This is a genomic window from Lactobacillus sp. CBA3605, assembly GCF_002970915.1.
In the GTDB taxonomy this organism is placed as follows: Bacteria; Bacillota; Bacilli; order Lactobacillales; family Lactobacillaceae; genus Lactiplantibacillus.
The window spans coordinates 1,403,989-1,418,825 of sequence record NZ_CP027190.1 but is presented as its reverse complement, the minus strand read 5'-3'; the positions used below and the strand labels follow the sequence as shown (position 1 = coordinate 1,418,825).

At 42.9% G+C, this 14,837-nt stretch carries 15 protein-coding genes; 11 read left to right on the top strand and 4 right to left on the bottom strand.

All coding sequences use genetic code 11. The features are described 5' to 3' along the window. Positions 1-477: 477 nt before the first annotated feature. Complete coding sequence (gene dnaN / locus C5Z25_RS06910; RefSeq protein ID WP_105451965.1) at positions 478-1,617, bottom strand: DNA polymerase III subunit beta; 1,140 nt, start codon at positions 1,615-1,617, stop codon at positions 478-480. 175 nt (positions 1,618-1,792) lie between these two features. Continuing rightward, entirely contained in the window at positions 1,793-3,157 is a 1,365-nt protein-coding gene (gene dnaA / locus C5Z25_RS06905) for a chromosomal replication initiator protein DnaA (protein ID WP_105451964.1), read from the bottom strand. 552 nt (positions 3,158-3,709) lie between these two features. On the opposite strand from dnaA, the gene rpmH reads away from it, so the two are divergent. From rpmH to C5Z25_RS06865, 8 genes are all read left to right on the top strand, one after another. Then, the gene (gene rpmH / locus C5Z25_RS06900) at positions 3,710-3,844 is read left to right on the top strand and encodes a 50S ribosomal protein L34 (protein WP_105449466.1); all 135 of its coding nucleotides are present in this window, start codon (positions 3,710-3,712) and stop codon (positions 3,842-3,844) included. 116 nt (positions 3,845-3,960) lie between these two features. After that, on the top strand, positions 3,961-4,305 hold the full coding sequence (rnpA, locus tag C5Z25_RS06895) for a ribonuclease P protein component (RefSeq protein WP_105449465.1): 345 nt from the start codon (positions 3,961-3,963) through the stop codon (positions 4,303-4,305). A gap of 15 nt (positions 4,306-4,320) precedes the next feature. Beyond that, the gene (gene yidC, locus C5Z25_RS06890) at positions 4,321-5,154 is read left to right on the top strand and encodes a membrane protein insertase YidC (RefSeq protein ID WP_105449464.1); all 834 of its coding nucleotides are present in this window, start codon (positions 4,321-4,323) and stop codon (positions 5,152-5,154) included. A gap of 194 nt (positions 5,155-5,348) precedes the next feature. After that, entirely contained in the window at positions 5,349-6,191 is an 843-nt protein-coding gene (jag, locus tag C5Z25_RS06885) for an RNA-binding cell elongation regulator Jag/EloR (protein WP_105451963.1), read from the top strand. Positions 6,192-6,433: 242 nt separating this feature from the next. Then, the gene (mnmE, locus tag C5Z25_RS06880) at positions 6,434-7,825 is read left to right on the top strand and encodes a tRNA uridine-5-carboxymethylaminomethyl(34) synthesis GTPase MnmE (protein ID WP_105451962.1); all 1,392 of its coding nucleotides are present in this window, start codon (positions 6,434-6,436) and stop codon (positions 7,823-7,825) included. Between the two features lie 24 nt (positions 7,826-7,849). Next, positions 7,850-9,763: a tRNA uridine-5-carboxymethylaminomethyl(34) synthesis enzyme MnmG gene (gene mnmG / locus C5Z25_RS06875; protein WP_105451961.1), complete on the top strand. Its 1,914-nt coding sequence runs from the start codon at positions 7,850-7,852 to the stop codon at positions 9,761-9,763. Between the two features lie 222 nt (positions 9,764-9,985). Then, positions 9,986-10,573 carry a signal peptidase I gene (gene lepB, locus C5Z25_RS06870; RefSeq protein WP_105451960.1) on the top strand — a complete coding sequence of 196 codons (588 nt, stop codon included), beginning with the start codon at positions 9,986-9,988 and terminating at the stop codon, positions 10,571-10,573. A gap of 212 nt (positions 10,574-10,785) precedes the next feature. Continuing rightward, positions 10,786-11,157, top strand: a complete 372-nt coding sequence (locus C5Z25_RS06865) for a helix-turn-helix domain-containing protein (RefSeq protein WP_105451959.1) — start codon at positions 10,786-10,788, stop codon at positions 11,155-11,157. Positions 11,158-11,304: 147 nt separating this feature from the next. On the opposite strand, the gene C5Z25_RS06860 is transcribed toward C5Z25_RS06865, so the two are convergent. Continuing rightward, positions 11,305-12,171, bottom strand: a complete 867-nt coding sequence (locus C5Z25_RS06860; RefSeq protein ID WP_105451958.1) for a DegV family protein — start codon at positions 12,169-12,171, stop codon at positions 11,305-11,307. A 209-nt stretch (positions 12,172-12,380) separates the two neighbouring features. Between C5Z25_RS06860 and C5Z25_RS06855 the strand changes: the two genes are divergently transcribed. Further along, positions 12,381-12,836, top strand: coding sequence for a GNAT family N-acetyltransferase (locus tag C5Z25_RS06855; protein ID WP_105452861.1), 456 nt, complete (start codon positions 12,381-12,383; stop codon positions 12,834-12,836). 126 nt (positions 12,837-12,962) lie between these two features. Here the strand turns inward: C5Z25_RS06855 and C5Z25_RS06850 are convergent, their stop codons facing one another. Next, the gene (locus C5Z25_RS06850) at positions 12,963-13,499 is read right to left on the bottom strand and encodes a phenolic acid decarboxylase (protein ID WP_105451957.1); all 537 of its coding nucleotides are present in this window, start codon (positions 13,497-13,499) and stop codon (positions 12,963-12,965) included. 119 nt (positions 13,500-13,618) lie between these two features. Between C5Z25_RS06850 and C5Z25_RS06845 the strand changes: the two genes are divergently transcribed. Both C5Z25_RS06845 and C5Z25_RS06840 read left to right on the top strand, forming a co-directional pair. Continuing rightward, positions 13,619-14,170, top strand: a complete 552-nt coding sequence (locus C5Z25_RS06845; RefSeq protein ID WP_105451956.1) for a PadR family transcriptional regulator — start codon at positions 13,619-13,621, stop codon at positions 14,168-14,170. A gap of 95 nt (positions 14,171-14,265) precedes the next feature. Continuing rightward, entirely contained in the window at positions 14,266-14,727 is a 462-nt protein-coding gene (locus tag C5Z25_RS06840; protein ID WP_105451955.1) for a universal stress protein, read from the top strand. Positions 14,728-14,837 lie beyond the last annotated feature (110 nt).

Here is a 14,837-nt window from a genome sequence, read left to right as displayed (position 1 = left end):
CTTTCAATTACAAGCTTTCAAGCTTGACCGTTACCGGTTTTGGTCCACTCTTCAACAGGTTACATTATACTTGTTTTTCGCACAAAATTCAATTTATAACCGCGTTCAGAGCCATTTTAAGCCGATTTAAGTAAAACTAATGTCGGGGTACTAACCCCGGGGTAAATTTGCTAGGATTTGAAAAAATCGCTTATTTTCGCAAAATCACTGTTTTTTTAACCGTTAAAATCAGGATAAATTGGGTTGATTAAAACTAACGGTTAGTTGCTCAGGGCTTTCTTTTCACCTTAATGTGTCTAAATTATATAACTTGCATAAAACCAGCCTTGCTTTCAAATAACGGTAACTCCAAAAGTTTCATCACGTTTCATCCTTGCTATAGCTTGATTATATTGACCCGAGCTGATTAAAAAAAGTGCGCCAATTCATACCGAATTGGCGCACTTTTAGTTACTTTTGTATATTTATTCAACCAAATTAAAACGTCCGCACTGGTGTAATCAATTGAATAAAGTTTTCGCCTTCTTCAGTTGGCACCAGCGTAAAGGGTCGTAACGCCATCGTGAATGAAATCTTAATCATGGCTTGACCGAATGAGTGCAAAGCTTCTTTCATGTAATCGGGATTAAATGAAATTTCGAGTTCTTCCCCCGTCAATTCAGCAGGTTGTAATTGTTCCGTGACTTCCCCTACATCGGGTGAATTTCCAAAAATCGTGATGGTTTTATCACTGGGGTTGACGGAAAGACGAACAACGTTATTGCGACTTTCATGTGACAGTAAGGAAGCTCGTTCAATTGCTGCGGATAACGCAGGCGCTTCGATTTCAACTGTCGTATTTGAGTCTTTGGGAATTAGCCGCGACGTATCGGGATAATTTCCTTCCAACAAGCGGGAATAAAACGACGTGTTACCAAGCACGAAGAGCACTTGGTTTTCTGACAACCGCATTTGAACATCTGGGTTGTCATCACCAATCATTCGTGACAATTCAGTTAAACTTTTTCCGGGAATAATCACATCATAGTTGGCATTATTGGCTGCTGGTAATTTGATTTTACGTTGACTCAAGCGGTGTGAATCGGTAGCGACGGCTAAAAATTCACCATCAGCTAAGATAAAGTGAATCCCAGTTAAGATGGGCCGACTTTCTTGATTAGAAACCGCAATAACCGTTTGACCAATAAGTTCCTTGAAGACATCGCCGGCCAACGTAATCGTATTAGTCGTATCAATTTCTGGTAAATGTGGATAGTTATCAGGATCTAAACCATTAATGGTGAATGAAGCTGCTCCTGAAGTGATTTGTGTTTGAAACCCTTCGGCAACGGTTACAGTCATCGTGGTTTCTGGTAATTTTTTAACGATTTCACTGAAAAAACGGGCTGGTAAAACGATTGAACCTGCTTCTTCAACGACTAACGTATTGTTATCATCATTGGCTGGAATCGTGGTTTCAATTGAAATATCGGCGTCACTCCCAGTTAAGGTAATGGCTTCCGTAGCCACGTCTAATTTTAGTCCCGTTAAAATGGGAATCGTGGTTTTTGATGAGATGGCACGTTGAACATTGTTTAATTCTTTAATAAAGGCCGATCGATTAATCGTGAACTTCATAATAAATCCTCTCTTCTTTGCTGATGCGGGTTTAATATAGATTAGTTATAAAAGATAGTAGTACTAGTAGAGCAGTGGATACTGTGGAAAAATAGGTAGAACCCTTGTAGCAATCGAGTTTTCCACATGTGCATAAGCTGTGGAAAACTTTTTGACTTAAGTTAGTTTATCCACACTAGCCATTTAGCTGACTTTTGAGATCGCCGATGGCTTGCTGTAAATCAGGATCAGTTTTTAAGGCGGCCGCAATTTTATCATAAGCATGAATGACCGTGGTATGATCTTTGCCACCGAACTCGTTGCCAATCCGGGGTAGGGAACTATCCGTTAATTCACGGGATAAATACATTGCTATTTGGCGCGGCGTCACAATTTGTTTGTTCCGCTTCTTACCTTTTAGCTCCGTCATTGTGACGTGATAATATTTAGCCACTTTTTCCTGAATAATGGGAATTGAAACCTCGGATAGTTTACTACTAAGGTTGAGACTTTTGAGGGCGTCGGCGACTAGACTGGTGGTAATTGGTGACTGGTTTAGTTGCGAATAAGCCTGAACACGAGCCAAAGCGCCCTCGAGTTCACGGACATTAGAGTCAATCTGCCCGGCAATATAACTGAGCGTATCGTCCGGAATATTGATGCCCTCTAAATCGGCTTTATTCCGTAAAATGGCAATTCGTGTTTCGAGGTCAGGTGGGGTGATATCAACGGACAAGCCCCATTTGAACCGGGAAACTAAGCGATCTTGTAATTTAGGAATCTCGTTAGGCAAGCGATCGGAAGTTAACACAATTTGTTTATCATCTTCATATAATGCATTAAATGTATGGAAGAACTCTTCTTGTGTGGCTTCTTTATTAGCGAAGAATTGAATATCATCAACAAGTAGTAAATCAACACTCCGATATTCTTCGCGAAATGATTCTTGTGTTCCAGTTTGAATGGAATTAATCAAGTTGTTGGTAAACGCCTCACTCGTGACATACTTAACCTTGCTATTAGGATTTGACTCGAGTAATTTGTTACCGATAGCGTGCATTAAATGGGTTTTGCCTAACCCAACACCCCCATAGAAAAACAACGGATTATACATATTACCAGGTTCTTCAGAGACCACCAAGGCTGCGGCATGAGCCATTTGGTTCCCCTTACCAATGACGAAGCTGTCAAATGTATATTTCGGGTTGAGTTTCGTTTCCCGCATAAATGTGGGGGTAGTTGCGGCGACAGGTGCGTCACTAGCAACGTTACCGGTAGTAGCAGCTTGCGATTTTTTCGTAAGCTGCTGACGTTCTTCCTCGGTTATCATCACCGGCGTAATCTGCTCATTAGTCGCTTGGAAAGCATAATCTGAAAATTTAGCCGCCAAGTTATTTTCCCAATAATCACGATGAAGTTTTGTGGGGACTTCAATCGTCATTTGCGAATTATTGAGCTGGAGTGGTTTCGCCGGTTCGACAAACGTTTGAAAGGTAATCGATGAAAGATCACTTTTCATGGAGAACTTAATGATATTCCATAAGTCATTACGTTCCAGCACGTGGATACCCCTTTTCTTAAAAAACGTAATTCTATTTTAGCATGAACATCGTGAGTTTTCCACAGGGGGTGCGTGAGTTGTTAAAATAAATCACACCCTGTTTTTAAAGTTATGCACAAGCTGTCAAAAAAGCGACGAATAATTTAAAAATCGGTAGTTGTCCACAGTGACGTGTTTGGAATTGAGTGTATTATAACAGCGTTTATAGAAGTTATACACACAAAAAAATAACCCTGTGGAAAACTAATGCACACCCCGTGAATTTGTCGACAAGTCGGTGCATAAACTGGGGACAAGAAAAATGGCAGCTGGTTCATCCACAAGTGTTTTGCACCAAACTTGAGATCATCGCTAAGGTGCTAAAAAGGATAAAATCAAGGCGTGCATTGTGACTGGCAAGCCGGTCGTAAAAGGATAAAAACAAGATAGTGGTTTTCAAATAAGGTTATTTATGCTATAGTATTCAGGAAATGCATTTAGATATAGACTGCGTTTTGAAAATAACGACTTAATCGACTTGATTCATGTCATTAGATTGAAGGAGGATTTGTAATGAAAAGAACTTACCAACCAAAGAAACGTCATCGTCAACGCGTGCACGGTTTCCGCAAACGCATGAGCACTAGCAGTGGTCGTAAAGTGTTAGCTCGTCGACGTCAACGAGGCAGAAAAGTATTGTCTGCATAGGCCACTGATAATCAGTGGCTTTTTCTTTACAGTCCTGAACCGCGTTTAGGTTCAGGACTGTAAAGTTGTGTAGCAATTCGCTCAGGTGAGCTTGAGCGCACACATGGAGATGGATTATGCGAAAATCATATCGGGTAAAAAAAGAAACTGAGTTTCAGCAAGTTTTTGAGACCCGCAACTCGTATGCCAATCGTCAATTTGTCATTTACGTTTTGGAGAAACCGGAGCAGCCACATTTTCGGGTCGGTATTTCAGTCGGTAAAAAGATTGGAAACGCCGTTGCTCGTAATTGGGTGAAACGCCGGATTCGGCAATCAATTACCGAGTTAAAGCCGCAACTTAAACAAGATGCGGACTTCCTCGTCATTGCCCGACCAGCCGTTGCCGGCAAGTCGCAAGCCGAAACCAAAGCTTATCTAAGCCATGCGCTAAAGCTAGCGCACCTGCTGGACAATGATTAAAGTGAGGACATTCGTTTGAAAAAGTACAGAAAAATACTGGCGATGTTGGCCGTACTGGCACTAGTGCTGGTTTTATCGGGGTGTAGCAATACGCCGATTACGGATAAGAGCACTGGGTTTTGGGATGGCTGGATCATCTTGAACTTCTCACGGGCGATTATTTGGCTATCACAGTTGTTCGGTCATAGTTATGGTTTAGGGATTATTGCCTTTACCATTATTATTCGGATTGTGATCCTACCATTGATGGTCTTCCAAACTCGAAGCATGGTTGCAATGCAAGAGATCCAACCGCAGATGAAGGCGCTGCAAAAGCAATACTCATCACGCGATATGGAAACGCAGCAAAAGCTCCAAGCCGAGATGAAGAAGCTCTATTCAAAGTATGGGGTTCATCCGATGGCCAGCATGTTGCCGTTACTAGTGCAAATGCCGGTTCTGATTGCCTTGTATCAAGCCATTTGGCGGACACAAGTCTTGAAGAGCGGGACGTTCTTATGGTTACAACTTGGGAGCAAAGACCCGTATTATATCTTACCAATCTTAGCGGCGCTCTTTACGTTCGCTAGTTCATGGTTGTCGATGAAGTCACAACCAGAACAAAATGGTATGACCACGTCTATGACATACTTGATGCCGTTAGTAATCTTAATTACAGCTATCAATGTGCCATCAGCGTTGTCATTATACTGGGTGATTTCTAATGCGTTCCAAGTTGGTCAAACTTTACTACTTCAAAACCCCTTCAAGATTAATCGCGAACGGGCGGCGAAGAAGCAAAAAGAACGTGAGCGGACGCAAGCGCTTGAAAAAGCTAGAAAACGCGCAATTCGGAATCATAAACGTTAAATGTAAGTTGGACCTGCCGATTGGTGGGTCTTTTTTTGTGGGATTTTTTAATAGTAGTGGTCGTGATATGCATTTTTACCAAGCAGTCAAAATGATAAATGTGATGGCAACTTGGTCAATTGACCGGAAGCAACACGAGTGGGAGATGAGAATGCTATAATGAATGCAGGTATTTTTATCGAGGAGGAAATCGTATGACAGTATTTGAAGGTAATACCGTCGAGGACGCGGTTGCAGCTGGTTTAAAACAATTGGCACGGACGCGTGATCAAGTCACCATTGAGCTTGTAACAGCGCCTAAGAAGGGCTTTTTAGGCATTGGCAAGCAAGCGGCGCAAGTCCGGTTAACCGTGAAGCCCCAAGCAGCGCCTAAGCCTAAGGTCACTACAACACCAGCGAAAAAGCCAGTCCAAGCTAAAGCGCCAGTGAAGCCAGTAGCCAAGCGTGTGGTGAAAGTAGCACCAAAGGTGACTAAAGCTAAAACACCGACACCAAAGCCAGCGGTCACGCAACCGCAACCGACACCGGCAAAATCAGTAACGCCGGAAAAAACACCGGCCCAAATTGCGGCCCGGCAAGCAGCCAATGAGCAAGCGGTCCGTGATTTAAGTGCCTACTTATTAAAGATTGTGAAGCAGTTAGGGATTACGGCGGACTTAGATGTTGATTTTGGCAATCGCTATGCTCTCTTGAACTTTGATACGGTGAAGCAAGGTTTATTGATAGGGAAACATGGGCGTACAATTAATGCATTACAAGATTTAGCACAAGTCTACATGAATCATCACGGGGCCTCCCATGTTAATGTGAGCCTAGATGTTGACGATTATCGTGAACGGCGTGCAGAGACTTTACAGCGATTAGCTGAGAATACGGCGCGTGAAGTTATTGCGACGGGCAAACAAGTTTTCCTAGATCCGATGCCATCCTTTGAACGGAAACTCATTCATGCGGAATTAGCTGATAACCATCACGTCACCACTTTTTCAGCGGGCCGTGATCCGCACCGGGCCGTGGTTGTGGCGATTCGGAAGTAGGACTGTTGCGGATGCAAACAGGCGTTTGACAAACCGCAAATGAGCTATTATAGTATAGGTATTAATCATTCTTATCTTTTAGATAAAGTAGTCAAAGTGCTTTATCCACGCTTTAAGGTGGCGTGGACTAGGCACTTTTTTTCTGCATTTTAGGACATATTGTTAACTAATTGTAAGTGAAATTTGGTATGGTATTTGAGACGGTAAAGCGTTCCAGACACGTTTAGAAAGGACCTGAAGGTATGGCAGTAACCACAGAATTTGATACAATCGCAGCAATTTCAACGCCACCTGGTGAAGGGGGGATTTCGATTATTCGCGTGAGCGGTGATCAGACCTTAGACGTCATTGCACAGATTTTCAAGGGCAAGGATCTTAGTCAGGTCCACACTCACACGATTAACTATGGGCATATTATTGACCCAGAAACCCATCAAGAAATTGATGAAGTCATGGCTTCCGTGATGCGGGCTCCCAAGACGTATACGCGTGAAGATGTCATTGAAATTAACTGTCACGGTGGTTTGGTCGCGACTAATGAAATTTTACAATTGATTTTGAGTCATGGTGCGCGGATGGCTGAACCTGGTGAATTTACCAAACGGGCCTTTCTTAATGGCCGGCTGGACTTGTCACAGGCCGAAGCCGTGATGGATTTGATTCGGGCTAAGACTGATAAATCCATGAAGGTGGCCTTAAATCAGCTTGATGGAGATCTTTCTACCTTGATTCGTCACTTACGTCAAGATATCTTAGACGTGTTAGCGCAAGTCGAAGTGAATATTGACTATCCCGAATATGATGCCGTTGAAGCAATGACGACTAAGATGCTAAAAGAAAAAGCAACCGAAGTCGGCCAAAGTATTGGTCAGTTACTCGCCACGGCGAAGCAAGGTAAAGTCTTGCGTGAAGGCCTGGCAACGGCGATTATCGGCCGGCCGAATGTGGGTAAGTCGAGTTTATTGAACCACTTACTGCACGAAGATAAAGCGATTGTCACGGATGTCGCTGGGACAACGCGTGATGTGATTGAAGAATATGTCAATGTGCGCGGTGTGCCGTTGAAGTTAGTCGACACGGCTGGGATTCGTGATACGGATGACAAAGTCGAAAAAATCGGTGTTGAACGCAGTCGTAAAGCGATTGGGGCCGCTGACTTGGTCTTATTAGTTCTCGACAATAGCCAACCATTGACACCCGAAGATGAACAGTTATTACGTGATACGGCGGCTTCTAAACGCATCGTTATCTTGAATAAGACTGATTTGCCAGCGAAATTGGACCAAACGGCCTTATTAAAAGTGGTTGATGCCAGCGACGTGCTAAACATGTCTGTGTTACAACAAGCAGGCGTCGATGAGCTGGAGCAACGAATTGCGAAGATGTTCTTCCATGAAGGCATCGAAAGTAGTCAAAATACGGTCATGGTTACCAATGCTCGGCATATTGGCTTGTTAAATCAAGCCAAGCAAGCCTTGCAAGACGTTCAGACTGGGATTGCCACAGGGATGCCGGTGGACCTAGTTCAAATTGACATGACTCGTTGTTGGGAATTTCTCGGTCAAATTACCGGGGATAGTTATGAAAATGAATTATTAGATCAATTATTTAGCCAGTTCTGCTTAGGCAAGTAGCCGGTACGGAGGAAAAGAATAATCATGACAGAAGTAAAGGAATATACTGGCCGCGACTATGATGTCATTGTCGTTGGGGCCGGCCATGCGGGCGCTGAAGCGGCGTTAGCGGCTGCCCGGATGGGTAATCGCACCCTTTTAATGACGATTAACTTGGATATGGTAGCTTTCATGCCTTGTAATCCGTCAGTTGGTGGTCCGGCCAAAGGAATTGTCGTGCGTGAAATTGATGCGCTTGGTGGCGAAATGGGTCATAACATCGATAAGACGTACGTTCAAATGCGGATGCTAAATACGGGTAAAGGTCCAGCTGTCCGGGCTTTGCGGGCCCAAGCAGATAAGCATGCTTATCATTCTGAAATGAAGCATACCATTGAACAGGAACCCAACTTGACGTTACGCCAAGGTATTGTTGATGGCTTAATCGTTGAAGATGGTGTCTGCGAAGGCGTTATTACCAATACTGGTGCGCGCTATCGGGCTAAGAGTGTGGTGTTGACCACTGGGACAGCAGCTCGTGGCAAGATTATTATTGGCGAATTGATGTACTCATCGGGTCCGAATAATTCGCAACCCGCGATGAAGTTATCAGAAGATTTGGAACGGCTTGGTTTTGACCTTGAACGGTTCAAGACAGGAACCCCACCACGGGTTGATGGGACGACCATTGATTATAGTGTGACTGAAGAACAGCCTGGGGATAAGGATCCGCATCATTTTAGTTTTGAAACTAAAGATGAAGATTACATTGACTTAAAGCATCAGCTCTCATGTTGGTTAACTTATACGAACGAAACGACCCATCGGATTATCCGAGAAAATCTTGACCGTGCTCCGATGTTTACCGGGGTGATTGAAGGGGTTGGGCCACGGTATTGCCCATCAATTGAAGATAAGATTGTGCGGTTTGCTGATAAGAAACGGCATCAGTTGTTCTTAGAACCAGAAGGACGCAACACGGATGAATGGTACGTTCAAGGCCTTTCAACATCAATGCCAGAAGAAGTGCAACAACGGATTTTGCATTCAATTAAAGGTCTCGAAACGGCTGAGATGATGCGGCCCGGTTATGCTATTGAATATGATGTGGTAGCGCCCTATCAATTAAAGGCCACGCTAGAAACGAAACGGGTTAAGAATCTTTATACGGCTGGTCAAACCAATGGGACTTCCGGCTATGAAGAAGCTGCTGGTCAAGGGCTGATTGCCGGGATTAATGCTGGGTTACGGGCTTTAGACCGGGGTCAATTGACCTTGAAGCGCAGTGATGCATATATTGGGGTCATGATTGATGACTTGGTGACTAAGGGAACGAATGAACCTTATCGCTTATTGACGAGTCGGGCGGAATACCGGTTAATCTTACGGCATGATAATGCCGATTTACGGTTAACAGATAAGGGCCGGGAACTTGGGCTCATTAGTGATGACCGTTATGCTGCTTTTGAAGCTAAAAGAACCGCAATTGAAAATGAACTTGACCGTTTAGGCAAGATTAGAATTAAACCGAATGCTGCCGTCAATCAATTTTTACAGGAGCATCATTCAGGTGAATTAAAAGATGGCGTATTAGCGGCTGATTTCTTGAAACGACCAGAAGTGAGTTATGCTGATTTGATGACCTTTATACCAGCACCTGAAACACCTTTAGAACGGCATATTATTGAACAAGTTGAGATTCAAATCAAATATGCGGGTTACATTAAGAAGGCTGAGGAACAGGTTGATCGCTTGAAAAAACTAGAAGCTAAAAAGATTCCAGACCGGATTGATTATGATGCAATTGATGGATTAGCCACAGAAGCCCATCAAAAATTAAAGAAGATTCAACCAACGACGATTGCACAGGCTTCACGAATCAGTGGCGTTACGCCCGCTGATATTGCGATTTTGAGTGTTTATATTCAACAAGGTCGGATTGCCAAAGTTGCGAACTAATTGATTTTAACAATGAAATAACGAACTTGAGCTTGGAGAAAATCCAAGCTCTTTTTTGATGCAAACTTAGCAGATTGAGGCTGAGAGCGTTATCGCCACTCAAGGTTAGGGGCATGGGGTTCTTTATAATTTGTAAAAAGCATTAGAGATTAACGGACAAGTTTACTTAATTGGATTATACTTATTAAAAGTATTTAAGGCGGGGATAAGGGAGCAGTGTTGATGAAAACTTTCAAAAATATCATGAGCTGGATATTACCGATTGTAGTGGGATTATTGATTGCAACGGTCATTCGCCATTTTGTATTCACGATGGTGCGGGTCGATGGGCCGTCAATGGAACCTAATCTCGAGAATAATGAGCGGGTGGCGGTTGTGAAGACCGCCAAGATTCAGCACCTGAGTGTGATAGTCTTTAATGCTTATAAGGTTGATCCGGATGCATCATCTAAGACAGTTAAGTATGTGAAACGCGTGATTGGGATGCCAGGGGATACCGTTAGTTCTAGGGATGGTAAAGTCTATGTTAACGGTCATGCCATTAAACAAGGTTTTATTAGTCAGTTTGAACGGACGCAAGGTACGGGAAATTGGAGTTTGGCTTCAATCTCGAATAAGAATAGTTGGGCCATTCCCGCAACCAAAGTTCCTAAAAATTCGTATTTTGTTCTGGGGGATCATCGTTCGGTCTCAAATGATAGTCGATATTGGGGCTTTGTCCCGGCGAATAAAGTCTTGGGCGTGGTTAAAGTGCCAATTTGGGATACCAGTACGACGAAACGACATAATGTTAATGCCATTGGTTATTAAAGTAAACGGTGAACCTGGGGAGTTGTCCTGGGTTCATTTTTTTGCTTGGATTGCACTATGTTAGATGAATTTAAATAAATTAAACTGAAATAGTTTAGAAAAGTAAACAATTAGTTGGTTTGCATTGAATTTCCGTACTAACAAGGCTAAACTGATGGCAAGTTCATTTAATTGATAGCACTAAAGCAAACTAAGATCGGAGGTAATTCTGAATGAGTTTATTTGCTGAACGATTAAAAACAGCGATGCAACGAGCCCAAATGACATCGGCACAATTAGCTAAAGCGACTGGGATTGGGCGGTCTTCCATCAGTCAGTGGTTAAGCAGTAAATACGTGGCGAAACAAGATAAAGTCACGGCGTTAGCACAAGCGTTATCGGTTACGCCCGAGTGGTTATTGGGCACAGTTACTGTGGCATCAGGGCCAAAACAAATGACGCCTGAATTAGTCACATTATGGGAGCAGCTCGATGCGACGAATCAAAAGAAGTTACTTAAAAAGGCGCGTAAATTAGTACTTAAACAAGCGCCAACGGCCAAAACGAGTAAGCCAAAAGGTAAAAAGAAAAAAGCCAAAAAATAATGGCTTTTTACTAATCGTTTATTGCAGTCGTTCAGAATAGTCTAAGTTTAGCGCCGTCAACCTGAAGTAGGTGATGGCGTTTTTTGATTATCTGCGACGTCATTGTTGAAGTTTGTTTTTGTGCTTAGTTATTGAAGATTGAGTCAATCAATCGGGCCATTTTTCCCAATCTTTGGCCCAAATCAGTCCCATAACGCCTTCGCCAACGTGCACACCGACTACGGGGCCAATTTCGCTTTCGTCGATAGTTAAATCCGGGAAGCTTTGGATCAAATCGGCGGTCCACTCTGCTTGTAATTTAGGATTGTTGCCGTTTTCAATCGTCACACGCAAAGGATAGTCCGCAGCTGCAATAGCGGCGGCTAGCTTAGCTTTGATGGCCTGATAAGCACGACGCATTGTGCGTTCTTTTTCAATTGCTACAATTTTGCCATCCTCAAAGGTTAGCACGGGTTTAATCCGTAAGAGGTTACCCACTAAGCCGGAAGCGTTAGATAACCGGCCAGTCCGGACGAGGTGACTAAGGTTATCGACGACAAAGTAAACCTCAGTTGTTTCACGGAGTCGGTGAAGCTGCTCAATGACTTGTTCTGGCGTCTTGCCAGCGGCCACTAGTTTGGCTGCTAAAAGCGCCATGTAAGCTTCGCCAGCTGCGGTAATCAAAGAATCAAATGGATAGACTTTGATGTTGGTAACATTGGGCAGAAAACTTTCAAGGTTGGTGATAAAGCTGGTAATGCCTGAAGATAGATGAATACTAATGACATTATCGTAGCCTTCCGCAGCTAATTGGTCATACATTTGTTGCATTTGTCCCAACGTGACCTGCGTGGTGGTTGGCAGTTCGGGAGCTGTACGCATCCGTTCATAGAATTCTTTGGTCGTCATTTCAACGTTTTCTAAATAAGTTTGTTTACCGAAGATCACGGTAATTGGTACGACGTGGATATTGTACTTTTCGATATCCGCAGCTGATAAATAACTGGCACTATCGGTCACAATTGCTGTTCTCATTTTTCTCCTACTTTCAGGGTGAAAGATTTAGACTGTATTATACCGCTAGTCCGAGGGTGAAAGCTAGTTTTGCCAGGTTCAAATATTAAAAAAACAATCATTGATTGCGTGAAATTAAGACTTAGCGATTCTTGATGCTATTAGTTTGGTTGTATTCTGTTACAAAGACTCGCATAATAAAATAAATTATGGGGGAGGTTATGAAAACGATGGCAGTGATTCAAATTAAAACTGCAACGCAAGCTGACCGGACCGCCTTAGCACAGATTTATTTGGTTGATCGTCAGCAGGATTTTCCATGGGTGACGAATCCACGACTACAAGATTTTGACCAAGATAGTCGGGGTGAATTTGTTTTGGTGGCTTGGATTGATGGAAAAAGAGCGGGCTTTTGTTCACTTTATCGGTTAGCTAATTTTATTCATCTCTTATTTGTCGATCCAGCTTTTCGCCAATTAGGTGTCGGTGAAAATTTGCTGACTGAAATGCGACAATATGCCACCGAGCCAATGACATTAAAGTGTGTGATGGCCAACGAAGCCGCACTACGATTCTATGCGCAGGTTGGGTTTCAGATTGTTAAGGCCGACCGCGATGCTTTGCCACCCAACTACACATTAAGAGATACACATACTGAGCAATATGTGGCGTTAAACGTGGATTAATGCGCACAAACTGACTTTTGGCACCTTGATGGCAGATACTAAATAGTCGCTTCAAGAATTAGTTGTAAAAATTCTTGAAGCGACTATTCTTTTTATGCCATGCGTTTTAATGTTTCACGTGAAACATTATTTGTTTAGGCGATGATAATTTTCGTCAAAATAGTTACCGTTACGAACATCATCAGGCAGGCCAGCGTAAGGGGCTTCACTAATAACATCATCGTTATCTTGCCCAGCATCACCCATATAAGTAATAGTGGCGAATTCAGGAACGACTAGTTTTGGATAAGTCGCATACTTTTCACGAGCTGCTTCCATAACATCGATGTGGTCATTTTGGAAGGTAACGGTGATTTCAGGATGTTCTTGAACCCACTTAGGGAAGAAAATGGTACCGTTAACTTTCTTTTCGTTAGGCAAAAAGTCTAATGCAACGTCAGTTCCAGTTGGTTCGGTCCAAGCAACCTTATAAATACCTTCAGTTAGCATGACGATATTGGCTTCTTGGTCTTTGACCCAGCGACCAGCAACCATACCGCCATGAATACGATAGTCAACGGTATGGTCATTCTTTGCATACCATTCGTATTCCCAGCCGTTATCGTACGTATAAATAAAATGGGTACCTAAAAAGTCAGCTAAAGTTTTAAATGTTTTGGTCATTATTAAAGATCCTTTCAAAAGTGAAAATAAGTAAACTAAAACGTGTTATAAATTACATGTTTTAAACAACAAAGCTAGTGTATACTTAAGCTAAAGATTCGTCAAGGGGGTCCTACCAAATGGCGCAAAAAAATAAATTACAATTCATTATTCTTGGACTATTGAATCAACAACCATTGACTGGTTACGATTTAACAAAAGCATTTGATCATGAAATTGGTGAGTTTTGGCAGGCACAGCATAGCCAAATTTATCCGCAGCTAAAACGGCTTGAAACGCAAGGGGCCATTACGCATGAAATTACAATCAGTGGTGAAAAATTAGAGAAAAAGCTCTATCATATTACGCCGACTGGTTTAGCTTGGTTACGGGAGTGGATCAGTGTGGGCACCCCAGATTTAACAGCGACCAAGGATGAGTTTATCTTAAAATTATATTTCATCCAAACGAATCGTGACCCGCGTTTGCCAGAAATGTTAACGGAACAATTACAATTACATCAAACAAAATTAATGCATCTGCAAGCGCGACTAACGACGGTTTTTAAAGGCCGTCAACCGCAAACAACGACTTATGGTCATTACTTGATTTTGCAGCATGCGATTGGTCGTGAAACTTACTATGTTGATTGGCTTAAGCAGACTTTAGCGGCGTTACCGGTGAATCGGTAAGTCAATCTAAGAATACGATTGTTTGCGACACGTTGCCGCAGTGGAACTGGTATAATGACGATGGTAAGCAGCAATTTAATGAGGAGGTCATGTAGATGGATCAAAATGAGATTGATAAGCCCTTCGTTTATCGGCGGATTTTATTGACGGTGGATGAGGATGACACGACGTCTTCTGAACGCGCCTTTCGTTACGCGCTGACGTTAGCCCATGATTATAAGGTTACCTTGGGGATTGTGTCGGTCTTGGAGAGCGAAGATATTAATATCTTTGATTCGTTGACACCGTCGAAATTACAGGCGAAACGGAATCATGTGACGCAAGTTGTTCAAGATTACGTCAAGCTCGCCACCGAACGTGGGGTTCAAAATGTTGAACCGTTAGTTTACGAAGGTGGTGATGTGGATGACGTTATTTTGGACCAAGTCATTCCTGATTTTAAGCCAGATTTACTAGTAACAGGGGCCGATACTGAATTTGCCCATGCGAAGATGACGGCTGCCATTGGTCCCCGGCTAGCTCGAAAAGCGCCCGTTTCTGTGATTGTTGTTCGGTAATGGGGCGTCAAACACTTGAATAAATGACTTGAGTAGAGGATTGTCCGCAGTTTAGTTTCAGCGGACAATCCTTTTTTTGTTGTTTTCAGAGTCAGTTAAGCACGTAGTGG

Bases quoted from the DNA above. Each gene is read 5' to 3' on its own strand.
- C5Z25_RS06855 (WP_105452861.1), top strand. From the start codon at position 12,381: ATGGCAGTGATTCAAATTAAAACTGCAACGCAAGCTGACCGGACCGCC.
- rpmH (WP_105449466.1), top strand. From the start codon at position 3,710: ATGAAAAGAACTTACCAACCAAAGAAACGTCATCGTCAACGCGTGCAC.
- C5Z25_RS06860 (WP_105451958.1), bottom strand. From the start codon at position 12,171: ATGAGAACAGCAATTGTGACCGATAGTGCCAGTTATTTATCAGCTGCG.
- jag (WP_105451963.1), top strand. From the start codon at position 5,349: ATGACAGTATTTGAAGGTAATACCGTCGAGGACGCGGTTGCAGCTGGT.
- mnmE (WP_105451962.1), top strand. From the start codon at position 6,434: ATGGCAGTAACCACAGAATTTGATACAATCGCAGCAATTTCAACGCCA.
- C5Z25_RS06850 (WP_105451957.1), bottom strand. From the start codon at position 13,499: ATGACCAAAACATTTAAAACTTTAGCTGACTTTTTAGGTACCCATTTT.
- dnaN (WP_105451965.1), bottom strand. From the start codon at position 1,617: ATGAAGTTCACGATTAATCGATCGGCCTTTATTAAAGAATTAAACAAT.
- mnmG (WP_105451961.1), top strand. From the start codon at position 7,850: ATGACAGAAGTAAAGGAATATACTGGCCGCGACTATGATGTCATTGTC.
- C5Z25_RS06865 (WP_105451959.1), top strand. From the start codon at position 10,786: ATGAGTTTATTTGCTGAACGATTAAAAACAGCGATGCAACGAGCCCAA.
- rnpA (WP_105449465.1), top strand. From the start codon at position 3,961: ATGCGAAAATCATATCGGGTAAAAAAAGAAACTGAGTTTCAGCAAGTT.
- C5Z25_RS06840 (WP_105451955.1), top strand. From the start codon at position 14,266: ATGGATCAAAATGAGATTGATAAGCCCTTCGTTTATCGGCGGATTTTA.
- lepB (WP_105451960.1), top strand. From the start codon at position 9,986: ATGAAAACTTTCAAAAATATCATGAGCTGGATATTACCGATTGTAGTG.
- C5Z25_RS06845 (WP_105451956.1), top strand. From the start codon at position 13,619: ATGGCGCAAAAAAATAAATTACAATTCATTATTCTTGGACTATTGAAT.